This is a genomic window from Ruegeria sp. YTSC199 (assembly GCF_059609725.1).
On the sequence record NZ_JBXWMF010000027.1, the window covers coordinates 19,718 to 44,313 of the forward strand.

At 56.7% G+C, this 24,596-nt stretch carries 18 protein-coding genes; 14 read left to right on the forward strand and 4 right to left on the reverse strand.

Going from position 1 to position 24,596, the window contains the following annotated elements; all coding sequences use genetic code 11:
* Positions 1 to 20: 20 nt before the first annotated feature.
* The 12 genes from AC2FEE_RS20470 to AC2FEE_RS20525 all read left to right on the forward strand — a co-directional run bounded on the left by AC2FEE_RS20470 (position 21) and on the right by AC2FEE_RS20525 (position 13,985).
* Positions 21 to 596, forward strand: a complete 576-nt coding sequence (locus AC2FEE_RS20470) for a TRAP transporter small permease (RefSeq protein ID WP_496867173.1) — start codon at positions 21 to 23, stop codon at positions 594 to 596.
* Complete coding sequence (locus tag AC2FEE_RS20475) at positions 593 to 1,888, forward strand: TRAP transporter large permease (RefSeq protein WP_074736095.1); 1,296 nt, start codon at positions 593 to 595, stop codon at positions 1,886 to 1,888. Before AC2FEE_RS20470 ends, AC2FEE_RS20475 begins: the two co-directional genes overlap by 4 nt.
* On the forward strand, positions 1,888 to 3,780 hold the full coding sequence (locus tag AC2FEE_RS20480; RefSeq protein ID WP_496867174.1) for a bifunctional sugar phosphate isomerase/epimerase/4-hydroxyphenylpyruvate dioxygenase family protein: 1,893 nt from the start codon (positions 1,888 to 1,890) through the stop codon (positions 3,778 to 3,780). Before AC2FEE_RS20475 ends, AC2FEE_RS20480 begins: the two co-directional genes overlap by 1 nt.
* The gene (locus AC2FEE_RS20485) at positions 3,777 to 4,613 is read left to right on the forward strand and encodes a citryl-CoA lyase (RefSeq protein ID WP_496867175.1); all 837 of its coding nucleotides are present in this window, start codon (positions 3,777 to 3,779) and stop codon (positions 4,611 to 4,613) included. The genes AC2FEE_RS20480 and AC2FEE_RS20485 overlap by 4 nt, the downstream gene beginning before the upstream one ends.
* Positions 4,603 to 5,790 (forward strand): Gfo/Idh/MocA family protein, encoded by a 1,188-nt coding sequence (locus AC2FEE_RS20490; RefSeq protein WP_496867176.1) that lies wholly within the window; start codon positions 4,603 to 4,605, stop codon positions 5,788 to 5,790. Before AC2FEE_RS20485 ends, AC2FEE_RS20490 begins: the two co-directional genes overlap by 11 nt.
* Positions 5,780 to 6,454, forward strand: a complete 675-nt coding sequence (locus tag AC2FEE_RS20495; RefSeq protein ID WP_496867177.1) for a hypothetical protein — start codon at positions 5,780 to 5,782, stop codon at positions 6,452 to 6,454. Before AC2FEE_RS20490 ends, AC2FEE_RS20495 begins: the two co-directional genes overlap by 11 nt.
* Entirely contained in the window at positions 6,447 to 7,637 is a 1,191-nt protein-coding gene (locus tag AC2FEE_RS20500; RefSeq protein WP_496867178.1) for a Gfo/Idh/MocA family protein, read from the forward strand. The genes AC2FEE_RS20495 and AC2FEE_RS20500 overlap by 8 nt, the downstream gene beginning before the upstream one ends.
* Positions 7,638 to 7,791: 154 nt before the next feature.
* Positions 7,792 to 8,706 (forward strand): sugar phosphate isomerase/epimerase family protein, encoded by a 915-nt coding sequence (locus AC2FEE_RS20505; protein WP_496867179.1) that lies wholly within the window; start codon positions 7,792 to 7,794, stop codon positions 8,704 to 8,706.
* Positions 8,687 to 10,096 carry an aldehyde dehydrogenase family protein gene (locus AC2FEE_RS20510; protein ID WP_496867180.1) on the forward strand — a complete coding sequence of 470 codons (1,410 nt, stop codon included), beginning with the start codon at positions 8,687 to 8,689 and terminating at the stop codon, positions 10,094 to 10,096. The genes AC2FEE_RS20505 and AC2FEE_RS20510 overlap by 20 nt, the downstream gene beginning before the upstream one ends.
* Positions 10,096 to 11,877, forward strand: coding sequence for a thiamine pyrophosphate-binding protein (locus tag AC2FEE_RS20515; protein WP_496867181.1), 1,782 nt, complete (start codon positions 10,096 to 10,098; stop codon positions 11,875 to 11,877). The genes AC2FEE_RS20510 and AC2FEE_RS20515 overlap by 1 nt, the downstream gene beginning before the upstream one ends.
* 483 nt (positions 11,878 to 12,360) lie before the next feature.
* A complete protein-coding gene (locus AC2FEE_RS20520; protein WP_496867182.1) occupies positions 12,361 to 13,224 on the forward strand; it encodes an SDR family NAD(P)-dependent oxidoreductase in 864 nt (287 codons plus the stop codon).
* A gap of 278 nt (positions 13,225 to 13,502) precedes the next feature.
* Entirely contained in the window at positions 13,503 to 13,985 is a 483-nt protein-coding gene (locus AC2FEE_RS20525) for a DUF1993 family protein (RefSeq protein ID WP_496867183.1), read from the forward strand.
* A gap of 307 nt (positions 13,986 to 14,292) precedes the next feature.
* Here AC2FEE_RS20525 and AC2FEE_RS20530 read toward each other — a convergent pair whose 3' ends face one another.
* Entirely contained in the window at positions 14,293 to 15,081 is a 789-nt protein-coding gene (locus AC2FEE_RS20530; RefSeq protein WP_496867184.1) for a Crp/Fnr family transcriptional regulator, read from the reverse strand.
* A 173-nt stretch (positions 15,082 to 15,254) separates the two neighbouring features.
* Between AC2FEE_RS20530 and AC2FEE_RS20535 the strand changes: the two genes are divergently transcribed.
* Positions 15,255 to 16,376, forward strand: a complete 1,122-nt coding sequence (locus AC2FEE_RS20535) for a linear amide C-N hydrolase (protein ID WP_496867185.1) — start codon at positions 15,255 to 15,257, stop codon at positions 16,374 to 16,376.
* Positions 16,377 to 16,695: 319 nt separating this feature from the next.
* On the opposite strand, the gene AC2FEE_RS20540 is transcribed toward AC2FEE_RS20535, so the two are convergent.
* A complete protein-coding gene (locus AC2FEE_RS20540) occupies positions 16,696 to 17,775 on the reverse strand; it encodes an alpha/beta hydrolase (protein ID WP_496867186.1) in 1,080 nt (359 codons plus the stop codon).
* Positions 17,776 to 18,107: 332 nt separating this feature from the next.
* Here AC2FEE_RS20540 and AC2FEE_RS20545 point away from each other — a divergent pair, with 332 nt between their 5' ends.
* Entirely contained in the window at positions 18,108 to 19,832 is a 1,725-nt protein-coding gene (locus tag AC2FEE_RS20545) for a caspase family protein (protein WP_496867187.1), read from the forward strand.
* Between the two features lie 128 nt (positions 19,833 to 19,960).
* Here the strand turns inward: AC2FEE_RS20545 and AC2FEE_RS20550 are convergent, their stop codons facing one another.
* Entirely contained in the window at positions 19,961 to 20,245 is a 285-nt protein-coding gene (locus tag AC2FEE_RS20550; RefSeq protein ID WP_496867188.1) for a hypothetical protein, read from the reverse strand.
* 5 nt (positions 20,246 to 20,250) lie between these two features.
* The gene (locus tag AC2FEE_RS20555) at positions 20,251 to 24,189 is read right to left on the reverse strand and encodes a peptidoglycan DD-metalloendopeptidase family protein (protein ID WP_496867189.1); all 3,939 of its coding nucleotides are present in this window, start codon (positions 24,187 to 24,189) and stop codon (positions 20,251 to 20,253) included.
* Positions 24,190 to 24,596 lie beyond the last annotated feature (407 nt).

Sequence of the window (24,596 nt, forward strand, 5' to 3'; positions counted from 1 at the left end):
GTTTGGGAGGGAGAACCACAATGAAAGGCTTCATAAAGGGGTTCTCCCGACTGACCGAAGCGATTGCCGGCGGGATGCTGGCGGCAATCTTCCTGATCTTCCTCCTGCAAATTCTTCTGCGGTACTTCTTTACCCCCGCTGGCTGGACGCTTGAACTGATCGGCATCCTCTGGGTCTGGGTGATCTTCTTCAGCTGCGCGTTCATCGTGCGCGAACGGGATCACGTGAAGTTCGACATCATCTATTTGTCTGTGCCCCGACGCGTGCGCCAGGTCTTTGCGATGCTTGCGGCCGCAGCGATCGTGGTAGGGATGCTCTACAGTTTCCTGCCGACGTGGGACTACATCGACTGGATGAAGATCCGCAAGACCGCCACGGTGCGAAATCCGTTCTCAGGTGAGAAGATACCGCTGCGCACCGTGTTTTCGATCTATGCCGTGTTCATGCTGGTTGTCGCCGCGCGGTATGCATGGCTGTTCTTTGACATCATGCGCAACGGCCCACCAAAAACCGAACTTGAAATGGTCGTGGGATACAACGTGGTCGACGAACGTCCCCGCGTTGATGTGGAAGACGACGAGGACGCAAGCAAATGAGTTTTGAACTTCTTTCCTGCCTGCTCACACTCTTTGTTCTGGCAGGCATCGGGACCCCTATCGGCTATTCCATCCTGCTGGCGTCACTGATGTATCTGGGTGTCGCCGGTCTGGACGTTGCACTGGCGGGTGAAAAAATCCTGCAGGGTTTCTACAAAAGCACGATCCTGCTTGCCGTGCCTTTGTTCATCGTCGCCGCCAATATCATGAACGCGGGGTCGATCACCGACCGCTTGCTGAACTTCTGCGTCGCTGCGGTCGGGCGGTTCAAGGGCGGCCTCGGGCACGTCAACGTGGTTGCGTCGTTGATTTTCTCCGGCATGTCCGGCTCTGCCGTCGCGGATGCTGCAGGGATCGGCAAGATCATCATTGAGATGATGACCAAGGATGGCCGCTACAGCCGAGGTTATGCTGCTGCTATTACCGCGGCGTCGGCGACGATCGGCCCGATCATTCCGCCCTCGATCCCAATGGTCCTTTACGCGCTGGTGTCGAAGGCCTCTATTGGATCCTTGTTCCTGGCTGGCATTCTGCCCGGCCTGATCATGGGCGTCGTACTTATGGCGATGAACTATTATCTGGCCGGAAAGCGGAACTTTGCATTGGAAGAACCTGTTCCGCTGCGCGAATTGCCGGCTAAAACCGCCAACGCGTTCCCGGCACTGCTGATGCCCGCAATTCTGCTGTACGGTATTTATGGCGGCGTCACTACTCCGACAGAGGCCGCCGCAGTTGCTGCATTCTACGCCCTACTACTGGCAGCGTTGTTCTACCGCGCACTGACCTTCCGTGGCCTTTATCAAGTGTTCGTCGACAGCGCACGCTCTTCCGCCGCCGTCGGGGTGGTCATTGGTGGCGCGTTCATTCTGAACTTCATCGTCATTCAGGAACAGATTCCACAGTCGATCTCGGCCTTGCTGGAAGGATCGGATGTCAGCCCGATTGTGTTCCTGATCCTCGTAAACCTGCTGATCCTCGCGCTGGGATGCGTATTGGACGCGACGACGATCATTCTGGTGATCGTGCCCCTGTTCATTCCAACCTGCGAAGCGCTTGGGATTGATCTGGTGCATTTCGGAGTGCTGGTCGTCGTGAACTCGATGATCGGTCTGATCACGCCGCCCTATGGCATTCTACTCTTTGTGATCAACGCTGTGACGGACATTCCGCTGCGCGAAATCATCTCGGAAATCTGGGCCTTCCTCGCGGTTCTCATCTTCGCTCTGGTTATCATGATGCTGATGCCGGATCTGGTCCTGTGGTTGCCACGTATGTTTGGATATCAGGGATAATGTGCCTCTCGGTTTCGACAACGTCGATCCCCGGTGATCTGGCCGAAAAACTGAGCGCTATCGCTCACGCGGGATTCGGGGGTGTCGAATTACACGAACCGGATTTGACCGCTTTTGACGGGCCGCCATCGCAAATTCGGAACATTGCATCAGATCTCGGCCTGAAGATTTGCCTGCTACAACCCTTCCATAACCTTGAAGGCCAGGCCGACGCCGGACGGGAGCGCGCCTTTGATCGGCTGAAGCGCAAACTCGACCTGATGAGCGAGTTGGGAACGGAATTGCTGTTAATCGGGTCTGCCTTCGAGGTCGATACCGCTGCAACCGAAGAACAGGTAATCGCAGATCTTGGCGAGGCGGCCCAGATCGCTAAAGAAATGGGGTTGCGTCTGGCCTATATGAGCTTGCCATGGTCGGGTCTTATTCATTCGGATAAGCTGGCGTTAGGCGTCGTTGAAGCAATTGACAACCCTCATTTGGGGCTGGCCTTGAATTCCTTCTTCTCGCTTGCCGACGGGTCCAAACCAGCCCGCCTTCGGGACATTCCCGGAGAGCGGCTGTTCCATGTGCAACTGTCCGATGCACCCCGGTTTGAGATGGATATACGTCGGCTCAAACGGCACTTTGGGCTTCTGCCGGGGCTTGGGTCGCTGAACCTTGCTGGCTTCGTACGCGTGTTGTCCCGCGCCGGGTACAAGGGGCCTTGGTCCATTGCGCGCGTCAACGAAGCAGCTCCTCAACCCGGCGGCCGAACACTGGCCCGAGACAGCTACAGGGCACTGGTGAACCTCCTGGATGAGGTATCCCGAACCGAGCCGGGAACCGATTTCGGCATCCCGGACCTGCCGGAACGCGTCTATGCGTCAGGCTTTGAGTTCGTCGAATTTACAGCTGATGAGGTAAGCGGCGCGCAACTGGCAGATATGCTGTCAGCAATGTGTTTTCGAATGGAGCGAAAGCATGTGAGCAAGTCCGTCGAGTTGTGGCGGCAGGGCGCGATAAACATCGTTGTGAATACCGAAAAGGGAGGTTTTTCCCATTCGGCGTTCCTGGGCCACGGCCCCTCGGTTTGTGACATGGGGTTGCGTGTCAGGGATGCGGATCAGACGGTTCAGCGGGCGACCGCGTTGGGCGCTCCGAATTTCTCGCAGCCAGTGGGAACGGGAGAGCTGGATATCCCGGCCATTCGTGGTGTTGGCGGCAATGTTGTTCATTTCATCGATGAGAAATCCGATCTGCATCGGGTGTGGGATATCGAGTTCGAGCCGGTTGCGAAAACCAAAGCGACCCAGCCTGCCGGTCTGCGCCGTATCGATCATTTGGCGCAGACGATGCGTCACGATGAGATGCAAAGCTGGCTGCTCTACTACATTTCTACTTTTGAGATGGCGAAGTCGCCAATCGTAAACGTTGCAGACCCGTCCGGCGTCGTGCAAAGCCAAGCCATTGAAAGCCCCGAGGGCGAAGTGCGCCTGAACCTGAACGGGGCCGTTGGGCGCCGAACACTGGCGGCGTCATTCCTTGAAGATGGCTTTGGGGCCGGTGTTCAGCACATTGCCTTCCAGTCGGATGATATTTTTGAAACCTCAGCCCAGTTGCTCAAGTCCAACTTTCCCAGCCTGTCCATTCCTGAAAACTACTACGCTGATCTGCAAGCGACATTCGGATTGGATGACGATTTGGTTGCCCAACTGCGCCGAGGCAACATTCTCTACGATCGGGCAGCGGGTTCCGAGTATTTTCAGATATACAGCCGCCCCATCTTTAATGGCTTCTTCTTCGAAATTGTTGAACGCCGCATGGGCTATGCCGGTTACGGTGCGCGTAACGCGCCCATTCGCCTCGCCGCGCAAAGCAAAACCCAGACGCTCAAAGAGGTGCAGACTCAATGACCGTGCTGGATGAAAACATGACAATGGATGAGCGCGCCGTTCGTCAATGGTGGCGTACCTCCCTCATCGACATGAAGCCCGGCCAGATCGCTTTTCGCGGCAACGCCATAGAGGACCTGATCGGGAACGTATCTTTCCCGCAGATGATCTGGCTGATGGTGCGGGGCGATCTGCCCAGCGACGCGCAAGCGCGCCTGTTCGAGGCCGCTTTGGTCGCAGGCGTGGATCACGGCCCGCAGGCCCCCTCGATAGCGGCCGCGCGTATGGCCGCCACCTGTGGAGTTGGTCTCAATAACGCGATGGCGACTGCGGTGAACATGCTGGGCGACGTGCATGGTGGGGCAGGAGAGCAGTGTGCAGAGCTGTACTATGATCTCGCGGTCCGCATGGATGCGGGAGCTTCGCTGAATGACGCTGTTCGGGATGGCTTGGACAGCTGGCGCGAGACTTACGGCAAGATCGTATCGGGCTTTGGTCACAGGTTTCACAAGCCCGTCGACCCACGCGCACCACGATTGATGCAACTTGTTCGTGATGCGGCGGCAGAAGGCACAGTTTTTGGCCGGTTTGCCGATATCGGAGAAGAGGTTCAAGCCGAACTCGGTCGTCAACGCGGCGGTCGGCCAATTGCCATGAATATCGACGGCGCGACAGCTGTGATCTTCTGCGAACTTGGTTTTCCTGCGCCCTTGTCGCGAGGGCTGTTTTGCCTGTCCCGCTCGGTCGGAATACTCGCCCACGCCTGGGAGCAGATGGGTCAGGGCGGTCGCAACAAAGGGCCCATGCCCCCGAATTACTTACCTTTTTACGAAGACAGGAATGATGACACGTGAGACATCGAAACCCTTCCGGGTCGGCCTTGTTGGCTGTGGTTGCATCAGCGATATCTATCTGAAAACACTATCAAAATACTCAAACGTCGAGGTTGTGGCCTGCGCCAGCCTTGATCTTCAGGAGAGCCGCGCCAAGGCGGATCAATTTGGCATCGCCAAGGCCTGCACGCCGGATGACATGTTCGATGATCCAGCGGTTGACTGCGTTCTGAACCTGACAATTCCGGCCGCGCATTCCGAGATCAGTCTGTGCGCGCTGGGAGCAGGCAAGCACGTTTATTCGGAAAAACCGCTGGTCATGGACCGAACGGACGGCAAGGCGATCTTGCACGCGGCGTCCGAAAAGGGGCTGCTGGTCGGCTGCGCGCCCGACACGTTTCTGGGCGGTCGTTGGCAGACGGTTCGGCGTTTGATTGATGAAGGCGCGATCGGGAAACCAGCAGGGGTTTTTGCCCATGTGGGAACGCACGGCACGGAACGCCATCATCCAAACCCGGATTTCTACTATCAGGCCGGTGGTGGGCCGTTGCTGGACCTTGGGCCTTACTACCTGACAGCGATGATCTGTTGTCTTGGGCCTGTTGACCGGGTCGCCGGAATGGCTCGACGCACGTTCGACAAACGGATGATCGAAAACGGCCCGCGCAATGGTGAGTGGATGGATGTCGAGGTCGACACGCATTCCCTGAGCCTATTGCAGTTCTCATCCGGTGCCATTGGGTCAATGACCATGAGTTTCGACGTCTGGGACAGCGAAACTCCGCGGTTCGAGATCTATGGCGAAGACGGGACCATCAGTATTCCTGACCCTGACCCGGTTCATGGTGCTAACATTTTTCAGGGGGATGTCTGGCTGAAAACGCGGGACACCTCGCGCTGGTCTCATCAGCCCCGCCCAACCGGTCGTGAAGACTGGCAGGTGGTCGAAAACAAACACGGATTTAATGAAGACAGCCGCGGCCTCGGCCTTTTGGACCTCGCCTTGGCCGCACGGGAAGGGCGCCAGCCTCGTGCAAGTGGAGCGCTTGCCTACCATGTGTTCGAGGTCATGGACGCGATTGAACGGGCACCGAAATTCGGCGCCTACCAGACAATAGAAAGCCGATGCGCGATGCCTGCGCCTCTGCCGATTAATTTCCTGCAGGATGAAAGGAAGGAGCTGGTCCATGCCGATTGAGACACTCGAATTTGCCCAGCCATTTTTTCGCGTCCAGCACATCACCGATGAAGACAGAGTATCGGTTGAGGGTCGCGCCATTGTTCTGAACCTTGGGGGGAGGGACCTCGCGGTCGAGGATCAGACCGTCGCGGCGCTTTCGTCTGTGATCGTGCAAGACAGCACGCTTAACGGCGCAGAACGCGCAGTCATTGTCTACGGTTTCGACGCCCATACCGATGAGAACGAGTTGTTCGCATGGGTGAAAGATACATGGCCATCTGCTTTTGATGTTCGCCAAGAGGAGCGTCTGCGCGGCGTCAGCCACTATATGTCGCCAAAGGTCTTCGTGGGTAACGTTGGGCTGACCATGTACCATTCCGGTTCGGTTCCACTGAATGTCGGATTGCACAAAGATCATCCATTCTGCCCGGTACCGGGGTTCCGCGAAGTGCATACGCAAATCGTAGGCTTTGGCAAAATGCAGCAATGCCGCGAAAGGGACGTTGAAACCCTTTACCTCGAAGAATTCATGGCTCCGGGCGCGACGCACAAGCCGATGTATGACGCCGAAGGCAACTATCCCTGGCATCAATACGAGACGATTACCCCCAGCATCTTCATGGCGGTGGAAATGCTGCCGGAAGGCGTTCGGGGCCCGGAAATGGAGGTTCAGAATGGCTGAGAGACTTTTACCCGAAAACCTGAACTTTGATGGTCCTTTCCCTCGCTTGTCTCGCCGTTTGAGGTTGGGCGTTGTTGGCGGTGGACGTATCTCTGTCACGCAAGCAACGGCCGCGCGGATGACCGACCGGTGGGAGGTCACCGCAGGCGCGCTCAGTTCTGACGCTGCGCGCAGCAAGGCGCGTGGGGCCGAGTGGTATCTGCCAGCAGACAGGTGCTATGCGTCATTCGACGAGATGGCAAAGGCCGAGGCGGCGCGCCTGGATGGCGTGGATGCCGTGATGATCACTACCCCGAACCACGTTCATTTCGAAGCGGCCAAAGCGTTTCTGGAGGCGGGCATTGACGTGTTGTGCGACAAGCCTTTGACCAATGAAGTCGCCGAGGCCGAGGGGCTTGAGGAGATTAACGCGCGTACGGGGCAGGTCTTTGTTGTCGGGTATACAATGTCGTGTTTTCCAGTGATCCGACAGGCCAAACAAATTGTTGCCGAAGGCAGTATCGGCAAGATCAACCAAATCCATGTTGAGTTCATGCAAGACTGGATGACGCCCGATGATGTGGCTGATGCGCCCCATGTCAAATGGCGGCTGGACCCAAAGATTTCTGGTCCGACCAGCTGTGTCGGCGATATCGGCACCCATGCCGCGCATCTCGCCAGTTTTGTCTCGGGCTTGCCGATGACCGACCTGAGGGCCGAGTTCCATGTTTGCGGCGCGCCAAAGCCTTTGGAAGACACGGTGTTCATGTTCACCCGTTACCAAAATGAAGTCCCCGGAACCTTGATGGCAACACGCCTTGCCCCCGGAAATCGGGGTGGGTTGCGGATGCGGATATTCGGGAACGAAGGAGGTCTCGAGTGGGACTTGGAGAATTCGGAACAGCTGAAGTTCAATCGGTTCGGTGAGCCGGATCGTATCATCAGCCGAGGTCACGGGCATGGTATCGGACCCGGTGCGGAACGTCTGATCCGCACCGCGCGCGGCTTCCCTGAAGGGATTATCGAAGCCTGGGCCAACCTATATACGGAATTTGCCATGGCCGTAGCCGCGCGCCGGGATGGCGTCACCGTTCCGGCCGATTGGCTTACTTATCCCAGTGTCAATCAAGGCGCAGACGGCGTCCGATTCATAGATGCCTCTGTGCGCTCTCACCAGTCCGGAGGGGACTGGGTCACTCTCTAAGGCCTTGCTAACACGAATGTAAAACACGCCCGGGCCGTCGCCCGGGCGTTTTCATTTCCTGCTCAGTATTAAAAGTTGATATTTTTAAAAATATCAGATATTTTTTACTACGTGTGATGAAATTGAGATTCGCAGACACACGGAGCTGTCGTTCATGGTGAAACCCGAAGAGGCCGGCGCAAGCCCCTCTCTCTATTCCTTGGCGCATCTGACGCTGATTGGCTGTACGCCGCCAGAGTTGGTCTATATCGCCGCCCGGGCCGGTTACGATGCCGTTAGCCCCCGGTTTATTCCGATGCATGTGCCTGGTGAATTCACCCAATCTCCCATCGACAGGGCACAGGTGCAGGCCACCAAAACTGCTCTCTCTACCACCGGCTTGAAAGTCCTCGATGTCGAACTTGCGCGCATCACGGAAGATGTCGATCCGCGCAGTTTTGAGCCTTCTCTGGAGATCGGCGGGGAACTGGGCGCTAAACGCATGATCATGAGCGCGTGGACCAATACCCGCGATGATCGTGATTTTCTGATCGAAGTCTATTCTGAAACCTGCGAACTGGCCGCGCCCTACGGGTTAACGGTGGACTTAGAGTTCCCAAGCTTCTCTCGCTTGCGCACTCTGGATGAGACGCTGGATATTGTCCGCGCCTCTGATCAGCCGAATGGCGGTATTCTGGTCGATACGCTTTATCTGCACCTCAGCCGCGTAGATCTTGGAGAGCTTTTGCACGTCCCCTCGGACCTGTTTCACTTCCTGCATATCTCTGATTGCCTGCCCGGCATCGCCGATACGCGCGAGGGCATGATCCAGCTGGCCCGTGATGCAAGGTTGTACCCCGGCGAAGGCTGGATCGATTTCACCGGCATCATCGAACGGATGCCACCCGTCGACTATTCTATCGAACTGCCCAACCAAAGCCGCGTCGCCGAGTTGGGATATGAAGAACACGCGCGTCGCTGTCTCAGCCACGCCAAGCGAACATTCGGCGAGGCGCGGTCACAGCGTCGTATGACCGATGCAGCAATTTCAAAACACCAAGAGGATCATCATGGGCAAAGAGCTCACTGAGAACGACCGCAACATGGCGGCCGATATGCTGGCGCGCGCCCGCGCAGCCATGGCCGAAATCGAGGATTGGGATCAGGACAGGCTGAACCGCCTGTCCCAAGCCATTGCGTGGTACGCGGGGAACGAGAAAACCTTCACGCGTCTGGCCCAGCAAGGTGTGGATGAAAGCGGTATCGGAGATCGCGAAGGGCGCCCTGCGAAGCGGTTCAAAATCCATATGGTTCTGCGTGATGTCCTGCGTACGCCCTCGACGGGGATCGTCGAAGTCAACGAAGAAAAGGGTCTGGTAAAATATGCCAAGCCCGCCGGTGTGATCGCGTCTTTGATCCCGATGACCAATCCAGCAATGACACCACCGGTGACCGGTGTTTCCGCTGCGAACGCCCGGAATGCCGTCATCTTTAGCCCGCACCCGCGAACCGCCCATACTACCTTTGAGATGGTCGAGGTCATGCGCGCAGCCTGTCGAGCAGCAGGCGCGCCTGAAGATCTGTTTCAGTCAATCCGCAAACCTTCGATCCCATTGACGCAACATCTGATGGAGATCTGCGATCTGACGCTGGCGACTGGCGGCAAGCCCATGGTCAAAGCGGCGTACAGTTCAGGGCGCCCAGCCTATGGTGTCGGCGCGGGCAATTCATCCATTGTCATCGATGAGACAGCCGATCTGGACATCGCCGCTCAGAACACACGCATTTCAAAGACGTCCGACTTTGGCTCGGGTTGTTCGGCTGACGGTAACATCATAATCCAGCGCTCGATTTACGACGATATGATCAAAGCACTTCAGGCCGAAGGCGGGTACCTGTGTTCGGACGAAGAGAAGGCTATGCTCGAAGCCGCCATGTGGGATGAGAAGTGCAACCGCACCTTCCCGACCATCGCTTGTCCACCTCAGCAAACGGCCAAAGTCGCTGGTTTTAGCATCCCCGAAGATCGCAAGTTTCTGATGGTTGAAAATCAGGGGCAAATCGGGCCGCAGCATAAGTTCTCCAAGGAAAAACTGACCACGCTGATGGCGCTTTATCACTTCGACACGTTCGATGACGCGCTGGAAACGGTCAGTCAGATCTATAACACGGGCGGCAAAGGCCATTCCTGTGGCATCTACAGCCACAATGACGATCATATCGATCGGCTCGCGCGTCTGGCCCCGGTCAGCCGCATGATGGTGCGACAGCCTCAGTCCAAGGCCAATGCAGGTGCCTGGACCAATGGCATGCCCATGACCAGCAGCCTCGGCTGCGGCATCTGGGGTGGGAACATCACCAATGAAAACGTCACCATGAAACACATGATGAACTACACCTGGGTCAGCCGTCCGATCCCCGAGGACCGCCCCTCGGAGCCGGACCTGTTCGGTGAGTTCTACGGACAGGAGGTCGCGTGATGGACGGAGCGAAGCTTGAAGGCAAAACCGTTGCCGAACATATCGTCGACTTCCTCGAACGCCGTGAGGTCAAGCACGTGTTCGGCCTGTGCGGCCACACGAATATCGCGGTTCTGGCCGCGCTGGCGGAAAGCCCCATCGATTTCGTCACCGTACGGCACGAACAAATCGCCAGCCACGCGGCGGATGCATATGCTCGCGTGACGGGCAAGGCCTCGGTAGTACTGTCCCATCTCTCCCCGGGGCTGACCAATTGTGCCACCGGGGTCGCCAATGCCGCATTGGATTGTATCCCGATGGTGGTGATCGCGGGCGATATTCCTACGCATTACTACGGCAAACATCCGCATCAGGAAGTGAACCTGCATGCAGACGCCGCCCAGTGGGAGATCTATCGCCCCTTCGTGAAACGCGCTTGGCGGGTGGACCGGGCAGACCTGATGGCTGAAATTCTGGAAAAGGCGTTCCATCTGGCCGAAAGTGGCCAACCCGGGCCGGTGCTGGTCAATGTCCCCATGGACATTTTTTCAGAAGTGATCCCATCGGACAGCTTCGACCGTATCCGCGACAACACGCGCGCGCTCAAGAAGCCGTCGATTGACGATGAGACTGCGCGTGAAATCATTGAGGCACTGGCGCAGGCCGAAAACCCGGTCGCTTATGTCGGCGGCGGTATCCTTTTGGCACAAGCCAGTGAGGAGTTGCGCGCGTTCGTTGAACATATGGGCTTGCCCGTCGCACATTCCCTGATGGGCAAGGGCGCGTTGCGGGACGACCATCCGCTTGTGCTGGGAATGACCGGGTTTTGGGGTACCGAATTGGTCAACCAATCCTGTCTGAATGCCGACTATATCTTTGCCGTGGGCACTCGGTTCAAAGAGGCCGATTGTTCCAGTTGGTATCCCGGCTACACGTTCAACATTCCCGGATCGAAGGTCATTCACATCGACATCGAGCCGCAAGAGATCGGTCGGAACTATCCGACCGAGATCGGTGTTGTTGCGGATGCCAAGGCTGCGCTGCGCGTCCTCAACCGGGTTGCCCGAGAGATGTATCCGGACGGGTTCAAGCGCCCCGCGCTGGAACAGCAGATCACGGATTTTCGGACAGAATTTAAAGCGCGCAACGTGGAAATGGCGACCTCGTCGGCCTTTCCGATGATGCCCGAGCGTATTCTGGCAGATACCCGAAAGGCACTGCCTGAGGATGCTATCATCACCACGGACGTTGGGTGGAACAAGAACGGAGTCGGGCAACAGTTCGATATCCTGACGCCCGGTTCGATCCTGACCCCGGGCGGGTTCGCGACGATGGGTTTTGGCCCTCCGAGCGCGATCGGCGCGAAGCTCGCAGCACCTGATCGTGTAGTGATCAGTCTGGTTGGCGATGGTGGCTTCGGTCAAAATCCGTCGATGCTGGCAACGGCCGTCGAACTTGATCTGGGCATAATCTGGCTGGTCATGAATAATAACGCCTTCGGAACTATCGCAGGGCTGCAAAAGGCGCATTACGGTCTGACCTACGGGACTACGTTCCCTGGATCAGCCGCAGCTCCCGCGAACGGACCGGGTTATGCAGACATTGCACGAGCTTATGGCGCGGAAGGGCACAGGCTCAGCGCTGCTGACGAGTTGTTGCCCGCATTGGAAGCGGCAATCGCCAGCGGCAAACCAACTGTGCTTGATGTGCCAATGATCAACAACCCAACACCAACGACCGGACATTGGAACATCTTGGACATATACTCGCCGGACAAAGAGGTATCTCACGTCGCGACTTGACGAAACTGGGCGCGTTCAGACGCGCCCAGTTTCTTGTGTCAATACTCATCCGTGTTCGAGCAAACATCAACAGCTCCGTCGCGGCGCAGTCATCGTTGTTGTGTATCTGAACTTTTTGTTGGTTAGTTATTTTCACCGAAGCACGTGAGATAACGTCAAATTGCAGTAACATTGACTGAGATATGTGCGTTCATAGCGTTCAAGTATTCGCACCCGCAGCGAATGACCGGTTTGGAGAGCCGCGCTGCAGCAACTATTGAGTGGGCTAAATGGCAGGTTTGGGCCGTCCAATGAAGATGAATGAAGGAGCAGCCTGGGGCTATGGTGTTCTCTCTGCAACTACTATCCTTGCTTTGCCTGCTGGAGAATCGTGAGCGTCCGCTCGAATGTGTCTCCGAAAAAAGGATGCGTGGCGGCAGGTTGGAAAGTTTACCGAAGCTTTACATGGGGAGCTGATGAAGATTGGCCAAGAGGAGTTTTCTGGTGACCGGGGCAAACAAGGGCATTGGGTTTGCCATCGCTGAACGGATTCTCGAAGAGGCCGACGATACGTTCGTGTTCCTCGGCTCAAGAGATCCCGATCGAGGTGCGGTCGCTGTTGAAAGTCTTCGGCAGGGCGGGATAGGTCGAACCGGCCGGGTCCAAACCGTCGAGCTCGACGTAGCGAGCGATGAATCTGTTGGTCGGGCGGCACAGAAGGTGCGAGAGGCATGTGGCCGCGAGAAGCTCTTTGGCATCGTCAACAACGCAGGCATCGGCTTTGGCTCCAACGATCTGGGTAATGTGCTCAACGTGAACACACGGGGTGTCCAGCGGGTATGCACCACGTTCATTCCACTTCTCGCGGATGGTGGGCGGATCGTGAATATCACGTCCGCTGCCGGCCCGAACTTTGTGGCCACATGTAGCCGGGAACAACAAACCTTCTTCACGCGCCCGGATGTGACTTGGGACGAGATCGAGACGCTGATGGAAGAGTGCATTGCCATTGCCGATGATGCGAAAGCGTTCTCATCTCGAGGATTAGGCACCGGCTCGGCCTATGGATTGTCAAAGGCCTGCGCCAACGCCTATACGATCCACCTGGCGCGGGAGTGCCCTCAGTTTGTCATTAATGCCTGTACGCCCGGTTTCATCGCGACGGATCTGACCCGTCAATATGTTAAGGGCAGGGGAAAACCTCCTGAGGAGCTGGGCATGAAATCCCCGCGAGATGGCGCCAACTCGGCGATTTTCCTTTTGTTTGGAAAGCCGGAGGGTAGCGGGCATTACTACGGAAGTGACGCCAAACGCAGCCCATTGGATCGCTACCGAGCACCGGGAAGCCCTCCACATGCAGACAATTGAGAGGTGTGTGGCTCACTTCTACCATACCAAACTCCGCTTCTGTGAAGCCTCACCGTCACGACAGATTTGTCGTTCGATGTCTCTTCTGGCCCACCCGGGCAGTTAGATCGATGACCAACACGGGGCAATGCTGCAACGTCTCCGAGGTCGGCTGTGAGCCCACTTGCACCGATGCTGCAGGTTAGATGAACGGCTGCAAGGGTGCACTTTGGGCTTGCAGGAACTGTTCAACACCCAACCCAGTCGGTACGATCTTCTATCGATAGAGGAGATCATGAATGACGCGCGCCGCAGAGGAAGCATTGGTCCGCTCGGTCGTTCATTATCTGGGCCAAGCCGAACACCTTTTGACCATTTTGGAGCACGAACCTGAGGCAGGGGAGTTGATGGCAATTCGGCTTGCCCCTGACAGCTTCGACACCGGGTTCCATCTCGCTGTTGCGATCCAATTCGCCGCCCGTGCGCTGTGTTTGCCAGCAGCCACGGAAGTGCCTGAGATAGTAGAGCCGTACAGTCTTGCATCATTGCGCGCGTTGCATGTAGCCGTGGCCACCAGCATCAATGAAGCCCAGGGGTCTGATTGGACGGCGCAAGTGGAACACGTAGCTGGGGAGGCGCGACTTGAACAATCCGCTGCCGACTACATCGCCGTCTTCGCGTTGCCGAACATGCTATTCCACCTGATCATGGCTTATGCCGGACTGCGCCACGGCGGCGTCGCGCTTGGAAAGGCGGATTTTGACGGGCTGCACGAATACTGAGTTGATGCTACGATGTAACGATCCCGCCTGATCGAAAGTAGATACTGGCGCAGCGTCAACGAATTCATGCTTCGTCCGTGCTCGGTGAGTTCGCTTTCCCAACGATTTAGGATGCTTAACTGCGTGGTTCGTCCCTTGCAGGCATCCTTGTGAGCAGATCCATGTCGAAAAAGCTTGGCCGCAACGGTCGCCGAAGTGCATCCGATTTCCTGATCCGCTGAGTAAAGTGAAGTGGTTTGAATTATCGCGTCGCCTACTTTCCGATCACGATGCCAGTTGAGGTCTTAGCGGCTCTTTGTACGTCAGGTCATGAGCAAAACTCTTCCAGCGCCACGGGCTCCAGTAACCTGATCCTCTTGTAGGCGACATCGATCCACCCTTTTGATGCAAATTTCTTGAGAGTTCGATTGACCACGTCTCTCGCGGCATTGGCCAACTCACCAATCTGCTCCTGCGTTAACCCAGAAATGACAGCCGTGCCGTGTTGTCCCGAGTCATGTGTCAGACCGATGCGTAGCAGCGTAGAGGCAATGCGCTGTTGGACATTAGGTATTAGAAGATCGGAGACGGTCGCGATTGCAATGTCCATGCCTTGGGACGCGACCTTGGTCAGGGCCCGGTGATATCTCGGATCGGACGCAGCTATTTGGTCCAGCGCGACCAGCGGGACGTGGAACGCAATTGAGGGTTCGACCGCCACGAATGCCAGGTTCCGGTGGCGCCGACTGAGCGAGGCATCATATCCGAACCACACGCCGCTTCGGCAAATATGAGCGAGCCTGTCTTCGCCGCCGCGTCGCGGAACCTTAATTCCAAAAGCCCCTCCCGCAACTCCAAAGATGCCGCCGCGAAAATCGCCGATATCGAAGACTCGGCAACCGACTGCAAACGTCCGAAGCGTGGCCCTTTCCAAGACGACGGCCTGGAATGCCTTGTCTTGTTCGGCAAGCCACCCGCACCTGAGAACCGCGCGCTTCGCCTCAGTAATATCCAATTGCGGTTTGGCTGATTCCTCTTGAGCACGTCCTCTACCCGCGGGGAGAACGTCACGACGCCTGCGTTTAGCTGGTTCAATCAAGTTTTTATCTTGGCCCATGCCAACTTTGTCGTGATTGCTACAGATTAGCACTGAATATCAGATAGTATCGATATGAAACACCACTTAGTTTTGATGCAAACCGCCAGTCAGAAGTGGGTTTTCGCAATTGATGCACATTCATCATCGAGCAACTCCAGAATTTAGAAAGACGCCACATCAGGAGGTCATCTATGAACATCATCCCGCTGACAAAAACCGTTGCCCGGACCGTTGTTGCGCTGATCGCATCTGCTTCAGTGGCATGGGCTTGTACCGGCATCATGCTGACCGGTTCGGACGGAAGCATCATTCGCGCAAGGACCGCCGAATGGGGGCCATTCGATCTCGAAACCAAGATCAACATCATCCCGAGGGGATATTCCTACAGTGCCGGCGAGATGCCGGACAGAAAGCAGGGAGCGACATGGACCGGAAAATACGGCATGGTCGGCATTAGTATGCTGGACCACGGCGCTCCTGCCGACGGGATCAACGAGGCGGGACTGACCGCAGGGTTATTCTACCTGCCGGGCTTCACCGAATATCAGGCGTACATGCCTGAACTTGCGGACAACACGATCCCCGGTGATTTGCTGGCAAGCTATGTCCTGTCGAATTTCGAAACGGTTGAAGAGGCGAAGGCCGGGCTCGAGAATATTCGTGTCGTGGGAGTGGTGGATGAGACGCTTGGTTTCCCATTTCCATTCCACATGCTGGTAGCGGACCGTTTAGGTGGACGGATGGTCATCGAATATATCGACGGCGAGCTGACGGTATTCGATGCCCCGCTTGGCGTAATTACCAATTCCCCAAACTATGACTGGCACATGACGAACCTCAACAATTACGTCAATCTGACTGCTATCGGCGTGCCCCAGGTCGAAGTCAGCGGCGTTACCTTTGCTCCGCTTGGTGCTGGCAGCGGCATGATCGGCCTGCCAGGCGACTTCACACCTCCGTCACGCTTTGTCCGTGCCGTTGCGTTCTCGCAAACGGCACGTGAAACGCAGGGCGGCTACGATACTGTACGAGAAGCTTTCCGGATCCTCGACAATTTCAACATTCCGGCCGATGCCGCCGAGGGTGCCCAGGACGACGTCCAATCGGAAGACTTACTTTACAGTGCCACGCAGGTCACCACTGCCAGCGACTCCCAGAACCTCACCTACTACTATCACACGATGTACGACCGGACCGTGCACAAGGTCGATCTCAAGCAGATCGATTTCGGAGCGATGGGCGATGAGATGGTGGTCTTTCCGACCAGTGGTAATCGTGAACCCACAATAGTCGATATGACACCGAGCAACTGACGAATTTGCCAGTCGGGGTTTTTCGAAGAGAACGAGTCCTTGAACCCCGGTCATTTCCAAACCTTCGCGTCGATGCGACTTGGCAATCGCATCACCGAGATGCGGAGGTCGAGGAAAGGGGAGGGGACGGCGGCGCTACGATCTCCGCGCCAGGCGAAGTAGGTCCTCAGCGTGTCTGCAGAACGTAAGCCATACGGAAGCTGGCTTTCGCGTTCCCGGCGAATGGCCGCTGTGTGGGCTGCGACCGCAGCATCTTCAAGGCAGGGTCAATGGCAGCTCAGGGCCGGAGATCGCTTTTGCAACAAGTCCATCTTCTCGTCTATTTCGTGATCATTAGTCGCTCAGCAACCCAGGGGAGAACGAGGTTTTCCAAACGTTCGCTTACTTGCTCACGATGGTCTCCTGCATAGACATCCAAACGGTGTGGGATACGTTCCATGCCAAACTGTTGCGACAATTCAAGTGTTCCCTTTGGGATATGCAAGAATTGATCATTCAGACCGACATCCATTGCCAACCCCCTCAGTTGGCGGAGATTGTCGCGGGCTGCGTGGACTTGCCGAACAGGCATTTCATCCAGGTATTGGTCAAACACCGTGTTGTTCAGAATGACCTCTCCGCGCACGACCTCAAACGGAAACTCTCCGTAGATCGGCTCTGCCTCTACATCGGGGCTGAATGCCGTCACAATCCCGAGGATAGCGATTGGGTAGAAATCGCGGCTATCAATAAGGTTCTGAAGATCCTCCGGCCCACTGATCAATGCAGCACGCTGCCAAGCATCATTGCCAAAGCTCAAGTCGTCGTTGGCGGCAAGGCAACAAGGGCTAAGTGCCCAAACCACGGAAAAAACTCCCGGACGCGTCATGGCGAGGTGAAGCGCGCCATAGCCACCCATGGAATGACCCACAACGGCGCGGCCTGCGTCATTCGGGATGGTCCGGAACCGCGCATCGATTGCCCCGACCAGATCGTCCGCAATGTAATCGGCCCAGTTCCCGCTAACGAGAGAGTTGCGGTAGAACCCGCCGCCGTATTTGTTTCCGCCATTGGGCATCACCACGATCACCTCGGGAATCTGCCCGGCCGCGATGAGACGATCCAAGATTGCTGGCACCTCAAAGTTTTCGGTCCAGACCACGTAATCGTCGAAGATGCCATGAAGTAGATAGACCACCGGGAAGTGACCATCCGGCTGCCGGTCGTAGCTGGGTGGAAGATAGATGGCAGCGGCCTGAACGCTGGGGCTGCCAAGAAGATTGCCCTCGAGCCCGGGTGCTGCAAACTCGGCCTCGATGACGCGCCCAGTGGCTTCGATGCCGGATTGAGCAAACGATTGTGTCGGGGCAAATGCAAGGATGACCGCACAAGCCAGAACCCAATCTCGAATAGTCTGCATCGCGCAACCTCCATGTAAATACTGTTTACATTTAGAGATTACTGAGCACTACGCAAGGGGGTGGCCCTCGACTCGTCGATTCGCTTGACGACGTAGCGAATGTCCGCAAAGCGGGCCGCGACCGCAGCATTCGAACGAGGTGCTGAGTGTCTGGTTAGGGCCGTTCGTACTTTACGTCATTTTAGCTTCAGGGATGGAGCTGCCAATTTGTTTGCTGTGACGGGAATTTTGTACGCAGTCGCTATTTGGACACTTAACAAGATTTCTGTTATCATTGCTAAGTCTGTTACGGCGATCGGTCTCGATATTTTTGCTGTGTCGGGTAAAAGATCATGGCTATTAAGCTGGATATTCAATCTTCTGAACTGGACGATGAAGCTCTGTCGAAATTTGTGGCGCTGCTTGATCGTGACTTGAACAATGCGACCGGGGTCAGGTCTGCTCGCGCAAAGCGCAAACCCGCACCTGGAGAGCGCGCTTTTGAGTTATTGCTTGACCCCCAGCTCTGGATCGAAGTTGGACAATCAGCCGCTGTGTCGTCGTTAATCCAAGTTTTGAAAGCTTACATTGTACGAGAAAAATCCGTCAAATTCGCATTGCGTACAGAAGACGGCGCAGAGATCGCATTTGACGCTAAAAACTTCAGTGAAGAGCAGGTATTCAACGTCCTATCAAAGCTTGCCCCGGATGCCTCGCAAACTTCGTCTCAATCTGTTGCTGAAACTGATCAATTAGACGTTACAATCGAGCTTTTCGATCCCCCTCAGAAGCAAACTGAACACAGTCAAACAAAGCGGAAGACTGCAATTGTCGTCGGAATGGACAATTTCGAAGACCCTGAATTGGACGATCTAAGCTATGCACGTAACGACGCTACAGCGCTTCACAACCTGCTGCAGGGTGAGACTGGAGAACAATTTGATCATGTCGAATTGATAACCCAAGGCAACCATTCTGATGCGCTGACAACGATTGAACGGATAACCACCGAGACACAGCGCAGCGATCTATTACTGATCTATTACGCGGGTCACGGTTTAGTGCGAAACCAGAAGTTACATTTGGCATTTGCCAACACGCGCTCAGATCTCGTCCATTCAACAGCTTTGAAATACGGCAACCTGCTCGATGTTGTTGAGCAAGCAGCGGCGCGCTTCCGATTGGTAATACTCGATTGCTGCTACGCGGGTGCAGCTGGGGAGGATGCCTCTCGTTCGGCGCTGAGCGAGCAACTCAAAATGGAGCTTGGAGCGAACAGCCGCACGTTGGTGATGACTTCTGCCACCAGCACACAAGTCGCTCGGGAAGCAAAAAGCTATCGACACGGCGTGTTCACCAAGCACCTCTTGGATGGATTGAAGGGTGCGGCTGACAGAAATGGTGATGGTTCAGTCGATACTCGCGAGCTTTTTGATTACCTCGAAGAGATGATGCAGGTTGAACACCATCAGCGCCCGCAAAAATTCAACTTTTCAGGCAGTGGTGCCGTCACCCTACGAAAAACCGGTTTGCAACCACATCGAGACCTCGCTCGGCGTCTACGAAAGCAGGTCAACGACTTACAACATGAAGGACTTCTATCGGAAAGCCAAGCGGATCAACTGACCGGATTGTTAAAACTGAATCTCGACCAAATGGACCCGGTGCGGCGTCGCCGTTTTCGACTTTTAGAAGCTCATTTAATTGACGATTTCAAACCAGGATTGTTTTTCGATGAATGGGAACGGTTGAGTGTAAGCAAAACTTCTACGCCGCGAAAGCAGTCGAAGCAGCCACCGCCTGAAACTTCAAATGCAGTGAAATTCGGCGAGAAATGGGCTCATCTCAAGTCTGGTGCAAACGAGGCAATTTCCTCGGCCAAGCAGCGCGCGCGTGAAACAAAGGACACCTTGCAAAACAAAATGTCTGATTCAGAAACTCAAACCTCCGCAACACCGAAAAAAAGGCCATGGAAGTCACTGACTGCGTGGGACAAGTTCATGCGTGTCTGCAGTTATATTGGTCTGTTGTTTGTAGTTTTAATTGTGTTTTTGTTCATCGTAGCGTCGGGCATGTGAAGATACCGACTCGTATAGGTCGGGAAGTTCTACGATTCAGTCACCTGACGTATCGAAATGCGTACAGAGAATGAATGTCCGGTTCAGGAAAGCTGCAGTGCAGCGTTCTTGCCAGCGCTCAAGTTCCGCTATGGGCCGGTATCGATTCGGGCCATGAGACATCGCAGCATAGCGTGCAGGTCTTCTGGCAGGTCGGGCGCGCGGTAGTTGGCGCTGTCTCTATCAACCTGGCCCGACTGCTTTAGCTGCTTGTCCAGCTGAGCGAGCGAGTCGCGTTGCGCCAGTTGACCGCAGATGCGCATTTCCGGCCGGATTTCGGGTTTTGGGGGTGCGGTTCCGCTGTTTTGCGCCGAGGTGCTGGAAGTAAAAAAAAGTGTGAGCGCCGCAAGGCCGGTCAGCAGAATATGCGTCATTTGTGTCATGGTAATATCGCCGTGTTGATGCTGTCGCTGTTGTCGTCCTCAATCAATTCCGCCTCGCCAGCCCGGACCGACGCGGTGTTCTCGACAAACGCAAAGGCCGGGGAACCTGTCGCGCCCGCGGCGGCAACGCCCCAGAACCGAATGCTGCGCACCGACCCGGGGGCGATGTCGCCGATATCGAATTCCGCTGCGGATTCGGTTTGCGACAGGGTTTCGATCGAGATCAGCGACCCTGTCGGCGGCAGATCGAGCGGAAACGGAAGAAGCGCTGCCGCGCCATCCGCGTTCAGCAGGTTCAGGGCCATGGTGTCACTAACCCGGACATTGCCGGCAACCGCCGGTCCGGCATTGGCGACGTCAACCGTGTAGAGGATGAAATGGAGCAAACGGTCGCCGAAAGGCCAGGTGAAATCCTCGGCCGATTTGGTGACCGAAAGGTCGACGCCCAAGCCGTGTTCAGAAATCTGCTCCACGTCGATCGAGTGGGCTCCGGTCACGTTGCCTTCAGGCCCCAGCGTCGCCGCGGAGTAAACCGCTGTGACGTCTAGTTGTTCGGTGCTCTGAACAACGACCCAACCTTCGTAATAGGTTTCGCCCTCGGGTGGTGCGCCACCGAGCGCATTCAGTTCCAGATCGGCGCAATCCGTCTTCACCGCCTGGTCATAGCCGAGTGTGTCCTCGCCAATCTCGTGAATTCGTCCCGGCCGCTGTTCAACCGGCGGAAACGCGAGTGCAAGCTTTTTGAAAACCAGCGCCTCGTTGCCGCCCGGATTGTGAATGTTGACGGTTGTCGCGTAGCGTCCCGGCACCAGACGCCCGTTCTCGGGGTCGGGCTGTGAGCCGCACACCACCTTGGCCGAATACTGCCAGGCGAATGGGCGAATATCGATCTCGAGCTCGTAATCGGCCCCCGAGCCGTCCTCCGGGTCCGAAACCGCGACATAGAACCGACCCGGGGGCACGGTGAGCACCATTTCCTCGATCCCGCCCGGACCCCAGCCTGCGCGGTCAGGGTTGAGCATCTGTAGGCCCTCGTTCAGCAGATATACGTCAAGGTCTTCAAAAGCCTGAGCCGCCTCGAGCCGGATGAACACCCTGGCCCGTGTTTCGCTCTGGAACCGGTAGATGTCCTCGACCGGATCGCCGCGCACTGCGACGGTGGGGGCCTCGACTACCGATATCGTGCCGGAAACGATGGTCGGTGGCGTCACGGCATGGTGCTCGGCAAGCCCGTCATTTGGCTCTGCCTCGCCGACCGCACCCGAGGGTGTCGGCGGATTCAATTCGATGGTATCGGGTATTGGCAGGATGTCGCCTAGCACCTGTCGGCTGTGGAAAATGACATTCGTTTGCAGCATGCCATCCAGCATCACGTTGCTGAACCCGATCGGCAGTCCGTCGTCGTTGTTCAGGCTCGGTCCGTCCATCAGCTGAAAATGCAGATGTGGCCCGCTGCTGTTACCGGAATTGCCGACCATGCCGATCACGTCACCTTGTTCGACGCTGCAGACCTGCCCCATTCCGCAGGATCCGATCATTCCGAAATTCGCAGGAACGGAGCCCGGGATCATGTGGTAGTAGTTCGAGACCGTTCCGTTCGAATGCTGGATCGAGATGAAATTCCCGGGCGCCGGGACACTCGCTAGGCGTGGACCCGGGCGCGGGTTGCTCGGCTGGCTATTGTCGAGGCCGACGATGTCGCCATCGGCGATCGCGATCACCGGCTGGCCCCAGATGTAACTGTCGGTGTTCTGCAGGTTGTCGATACCCTCGCACGCATCGTCGAGGGGGCGGGACAGGTTTCCGTCGGCATCCGTGACGCCGATATCATAGGCGTAGCGCTGGTTGTTGGTCGCGCTCGGGTTATTCAGGCTGTTCACGAAATGCCGGTGATGTGTTTCGATATCGCCAAAGCGAAGCTCATGCGCAACATTGATCCGGTAGTTCAGAACCGGCGGATCGGGCGCTGTCTCGTCGTCACCGTCGTCATTGTCGTCAAGCGCCGCACAGGCGTCGTCGTCGGGAAGCGAGACAAACAGTTGCGGCGGCGAAAGCGGGAAGACGTAGGTCGATCCGTCGGTGAACGGAACCGGTGCGAATGTCGGCGTGGGAATCTCGTTGAACGAAAGCGTCCATTCCTCGTCAGTGTCGACTTCGCGCACGTCAAGCTCGACATCCACGCTTGCGGGCGGGTCGCCCGCAAAGGGCAACAACCGGTCGTCATCCGCCAGCGCCTCGTCCGGGAAGGCAACGATGACGCGGGTTGCTGGCGGGATTTGTGTGGCGTTGGAATCCAGCAGACCATCCTCCCTCAGCCGCATCAATGCAAAATTCCCCTCGCCCGAAGCGCTGGTGGCGCAGCCGCCCAAAACCACGCGGTTGCCTGATGCGATCGCGACCGACGTGGATCGCGTGCCGGTCTGGTCAGGCGTGTCCGGATGTCCCAGTGCGACAATGCCGTTCTGGTTGAAATCCTGGTCCAGGTCGCCATCATCGAGTAGACGGACGGCCGCGAACATGTCGGAGGTGAATATGGAGACAACGATCCTGTCCTCCGCATCGATCGCAACATCGCCCGCGCCGACAAGGCCGGGAAATCCAAAGTCCCTCACCATGATTCCCGTGCCGGCTTCAGCCGGGGCAAGCGCGTCGTCAAGTTCGCCGGAGGATGTCATTCGAACGATGGCGGCCTGGGCCGAGATGCCCGGACCCGGTGACACGGTGCCGACAGTGACGATCCGGTCGTCACCGTCAATGGCCATAGCCAAAGGTGCGGCCCGGTCGACCCCTGGAAAGGCGACATCGACTCGGCCTGCCGTGCCGAAATCCTCGTCGAGCATGCCGTCGGACAGAAACCGCGCGACGAACCATGTCCGGTCTTCGAGTTCGTCGTCTTCATCGACAATCAGTTCCTGCAGCGGACCGAACCAGCCGGCGACGTAAATGCGATCCTCGTCGTCCAATGCGACTGCGCTGTATGTCGACACCATGTCATCGGGCAGGAAATCCTCGACCATGATCTCGGCATCATTTGCACTGATGATGCCAAGCGTCGCCCGTGGCCGGTCCTCGACCTCGGTGGAGCCGACGGCGATCATGCTGCCTGACAGCAAAACGAGATCGGCTATTCTGCCGTTGTCCGTCTCGGGAAACAGAATCTGAGTGCCGAAAAACGGCTCTACCGCGCCATTCGTATCGACCCGCATGACGGACCACCACGACAGCAGGTCGTCATCGGACGGAACATCCAGCAGCCACGCCTCGCCGCCAGCCCAGATATTGCCTAGAGCATCGACCGCGATGGCGTTCACGCCATGTCTGATCGTCCCGTTTTCAACGATCGAATTTGCGATCGACAACGCTTCCAACCCGTTGGCCGAGAAGGCGTCGTCATTGTCTCCGTCCTCGGTATAGCGCGACAAGAGCGATCCGTTCGGCAGAGCGGACGGCGATGCGAATGGGATGAGCGGCTCGCCGCCATCGTCGGCGAATAGCGTCGAATTGGTCCCTGACCCTCCGGCGTAGAGCAGACCATTGGAGTCTATCACGATATCCGCAACGCATTGATCGCCGAATGAGCCGAAATCGTCGAGCCTTCCACCGGTTTCATCAAATGCCGGAGGCAGGGCCGCTCCGGCTGTGTCGGTCCGGCTGAGTACCGCAAAGGACAGGTCGCGCTGTCCCACGGTCGCGGTTCCCAGTTCCATGCCATCGGCATCCCTGTAGGTGACACGCGCCTCGAGCATCTCAATAGCTTCGGTGCCGCTGGTGAAGTCGAGGTCGAAATTCAGCCAGTTGCCATCGTCATAGGGCTCCCAAGTCCCCATGAAGTTTGCGGGAAAGGCGTTGTTCAGTGGCTGGGCACGCATCGTTGTTTCCGAGATGCCGGACGCCATTGGCGCGTCAACATCCTGGCCGGACGCGGTTGACGCCACGATGCCCGCTAAAAGCGTGATCCCAATAGCAAAACGAAGTCTGTGCTTAAAACGATTTTGGCCCATAACAATAAACCTGTTCGAAATTAAGTGCGCAATACTACCATAAAATGTATCTTTTTGCACGCGTCACGCCTTAACGCGACTCTGGGTGTAAAGTCTCTGTCATCAAATGAAGTGGTCCGATTGAGCTGACAGCGTTCGGATTGGCCCAGCTCATTGATTACCCGTGGTGCTGCGCGATCGATTGAGGTCCGCTTCGACGGGCTGCGTTGCAGCAACGAAGTGGCTTGATGAAAGGCAGGAAAGGGCCGCTCCGTGCCAGTTATTTGCGGGGCAGGGGGCTTTGCTGCACCGGCACCGAGGTCAGCATCGAGCCCAGAGTGCAAATTGCTGCACCGTACATC

Excerpts from the sequence above, each read along its gene's own strand:
- AC2FEE_RS20545 (WP_496867187.1), top strand. The coding sequence starts at position 18,108 with ATGGCTATTAAGCTGGATATTCAATCTTCTGAACTGGACGATGAAGCT.
- AC2FEE_RS20525 (WP_496867183.1), top strand. The coding sequence starts at position 13,503 with ATGACGCGCGCCGCAGAGGAAGCATTGGTCCGCTCGGTCGTTCATTAT.
- AC2FEE_RS20480 (WP_496867174.1), top strand. The coding sequence starts at position 1,888 with ATGTGCCTCTCGGTTTCGACAACGTCGATCCCCGGTGATCTGGCCGAA.
- AC2FEE_RS20535 (WP_496867185.1), top strand. The coding sequence starts at position 15,255 with ATGAACATCATCCCGCTGACAAAAACCGTTGCCCGGACCGTTGTTGCG.
- AC2FEE_RS20490 (WP_496867176.1), top strand. The coding sequence starts at position 4,603 with ATGACACGTGAGACATCGAAACCCTTCCGGGTCGGCCTTGTTGGCTGT.
- AC2FEE_RS20485 (WP_496867175.1), top strand. The coding sequence starts at position 3,777 with ATGACCGTGCTGGATGAAAACATGACAATGGATGAGCGCGCCGTTCGT.
- AC2FEE_RS20500 (WP_496867178.1), top strand. The coding sequence starts at position 6,447 with ATGGCTGAGAGACTTTTACCCGAAAACCTGAACTTTGATGGTCCTTTC.
- AC2FEE_RS20530 (WP_496867184.1), bottom strand. The coding sequence starts at position 15,081 with ATGGGCCAAGATAAAAACTTGATTGAACCAGCTAAACGCAGGCGTCGT.
- AC2FEE_RS20515 (WP_496867181.1), top strand. The coding sequence starts at position 10,096 with ATGGACGGAGCGAAGCTTGAAGGCAAAACCGTTGCCGAACATATCGTC.
- AC2FEE_RS20550 (WP_496867188.1), bottom strand. The coding sequence starts at position 20,245 with ATGACGCATATTCTGCTGACCGGCCTTGCGGCGCTCACACTTTTTTTT.
- AC2FEE_RS20510 (WP_496867180.1), top strand. The coding sequence starts at position 8,687 with ATGGGCAAAGAGCTCACTGAGAACGACCGCAACATGGCGGCCGATATG.
- AC2FEE_RS20540 (WP_496867186.1), bottom strand. The coding sequence starts at position 17,775 with ATGCAGACTATTCGAGATTGGGTTCTGGCTTGTGCGGTCATCCTTGCA.
- AC2FEE_RS20475 (WP_074736095.1), top strand. The coding sequence starts at position 593 with ATGAGTTTTGAACTTCTTTCCTGCCTGCTCACACTCTTTGTTCTGGCA.
- AC2FEE_RS20470 (WP_496867173.1), top strand. The coding sequence starts at position 21 with ATGAAAGGCTTCATAAAGGGGTTCTCCCGACTGACCGAAGCGATTGCC.
- AC2FEE_RS20505 (WP_496867179.1), top strand. The coding sequence starts at position 7,792 with ATGGTGAAACCCGAAGAGGCCGGCGCAAGCCCCTCTCTCTATTCCTTG.
- AC2FEE_RS20495 (WP_496867177.1), top strand. The coding sequence starts at position 5,780 with ATGCCGATTGAGACACTCGAATTTGCCCAGCCATTTTTTCGCGTCCAG.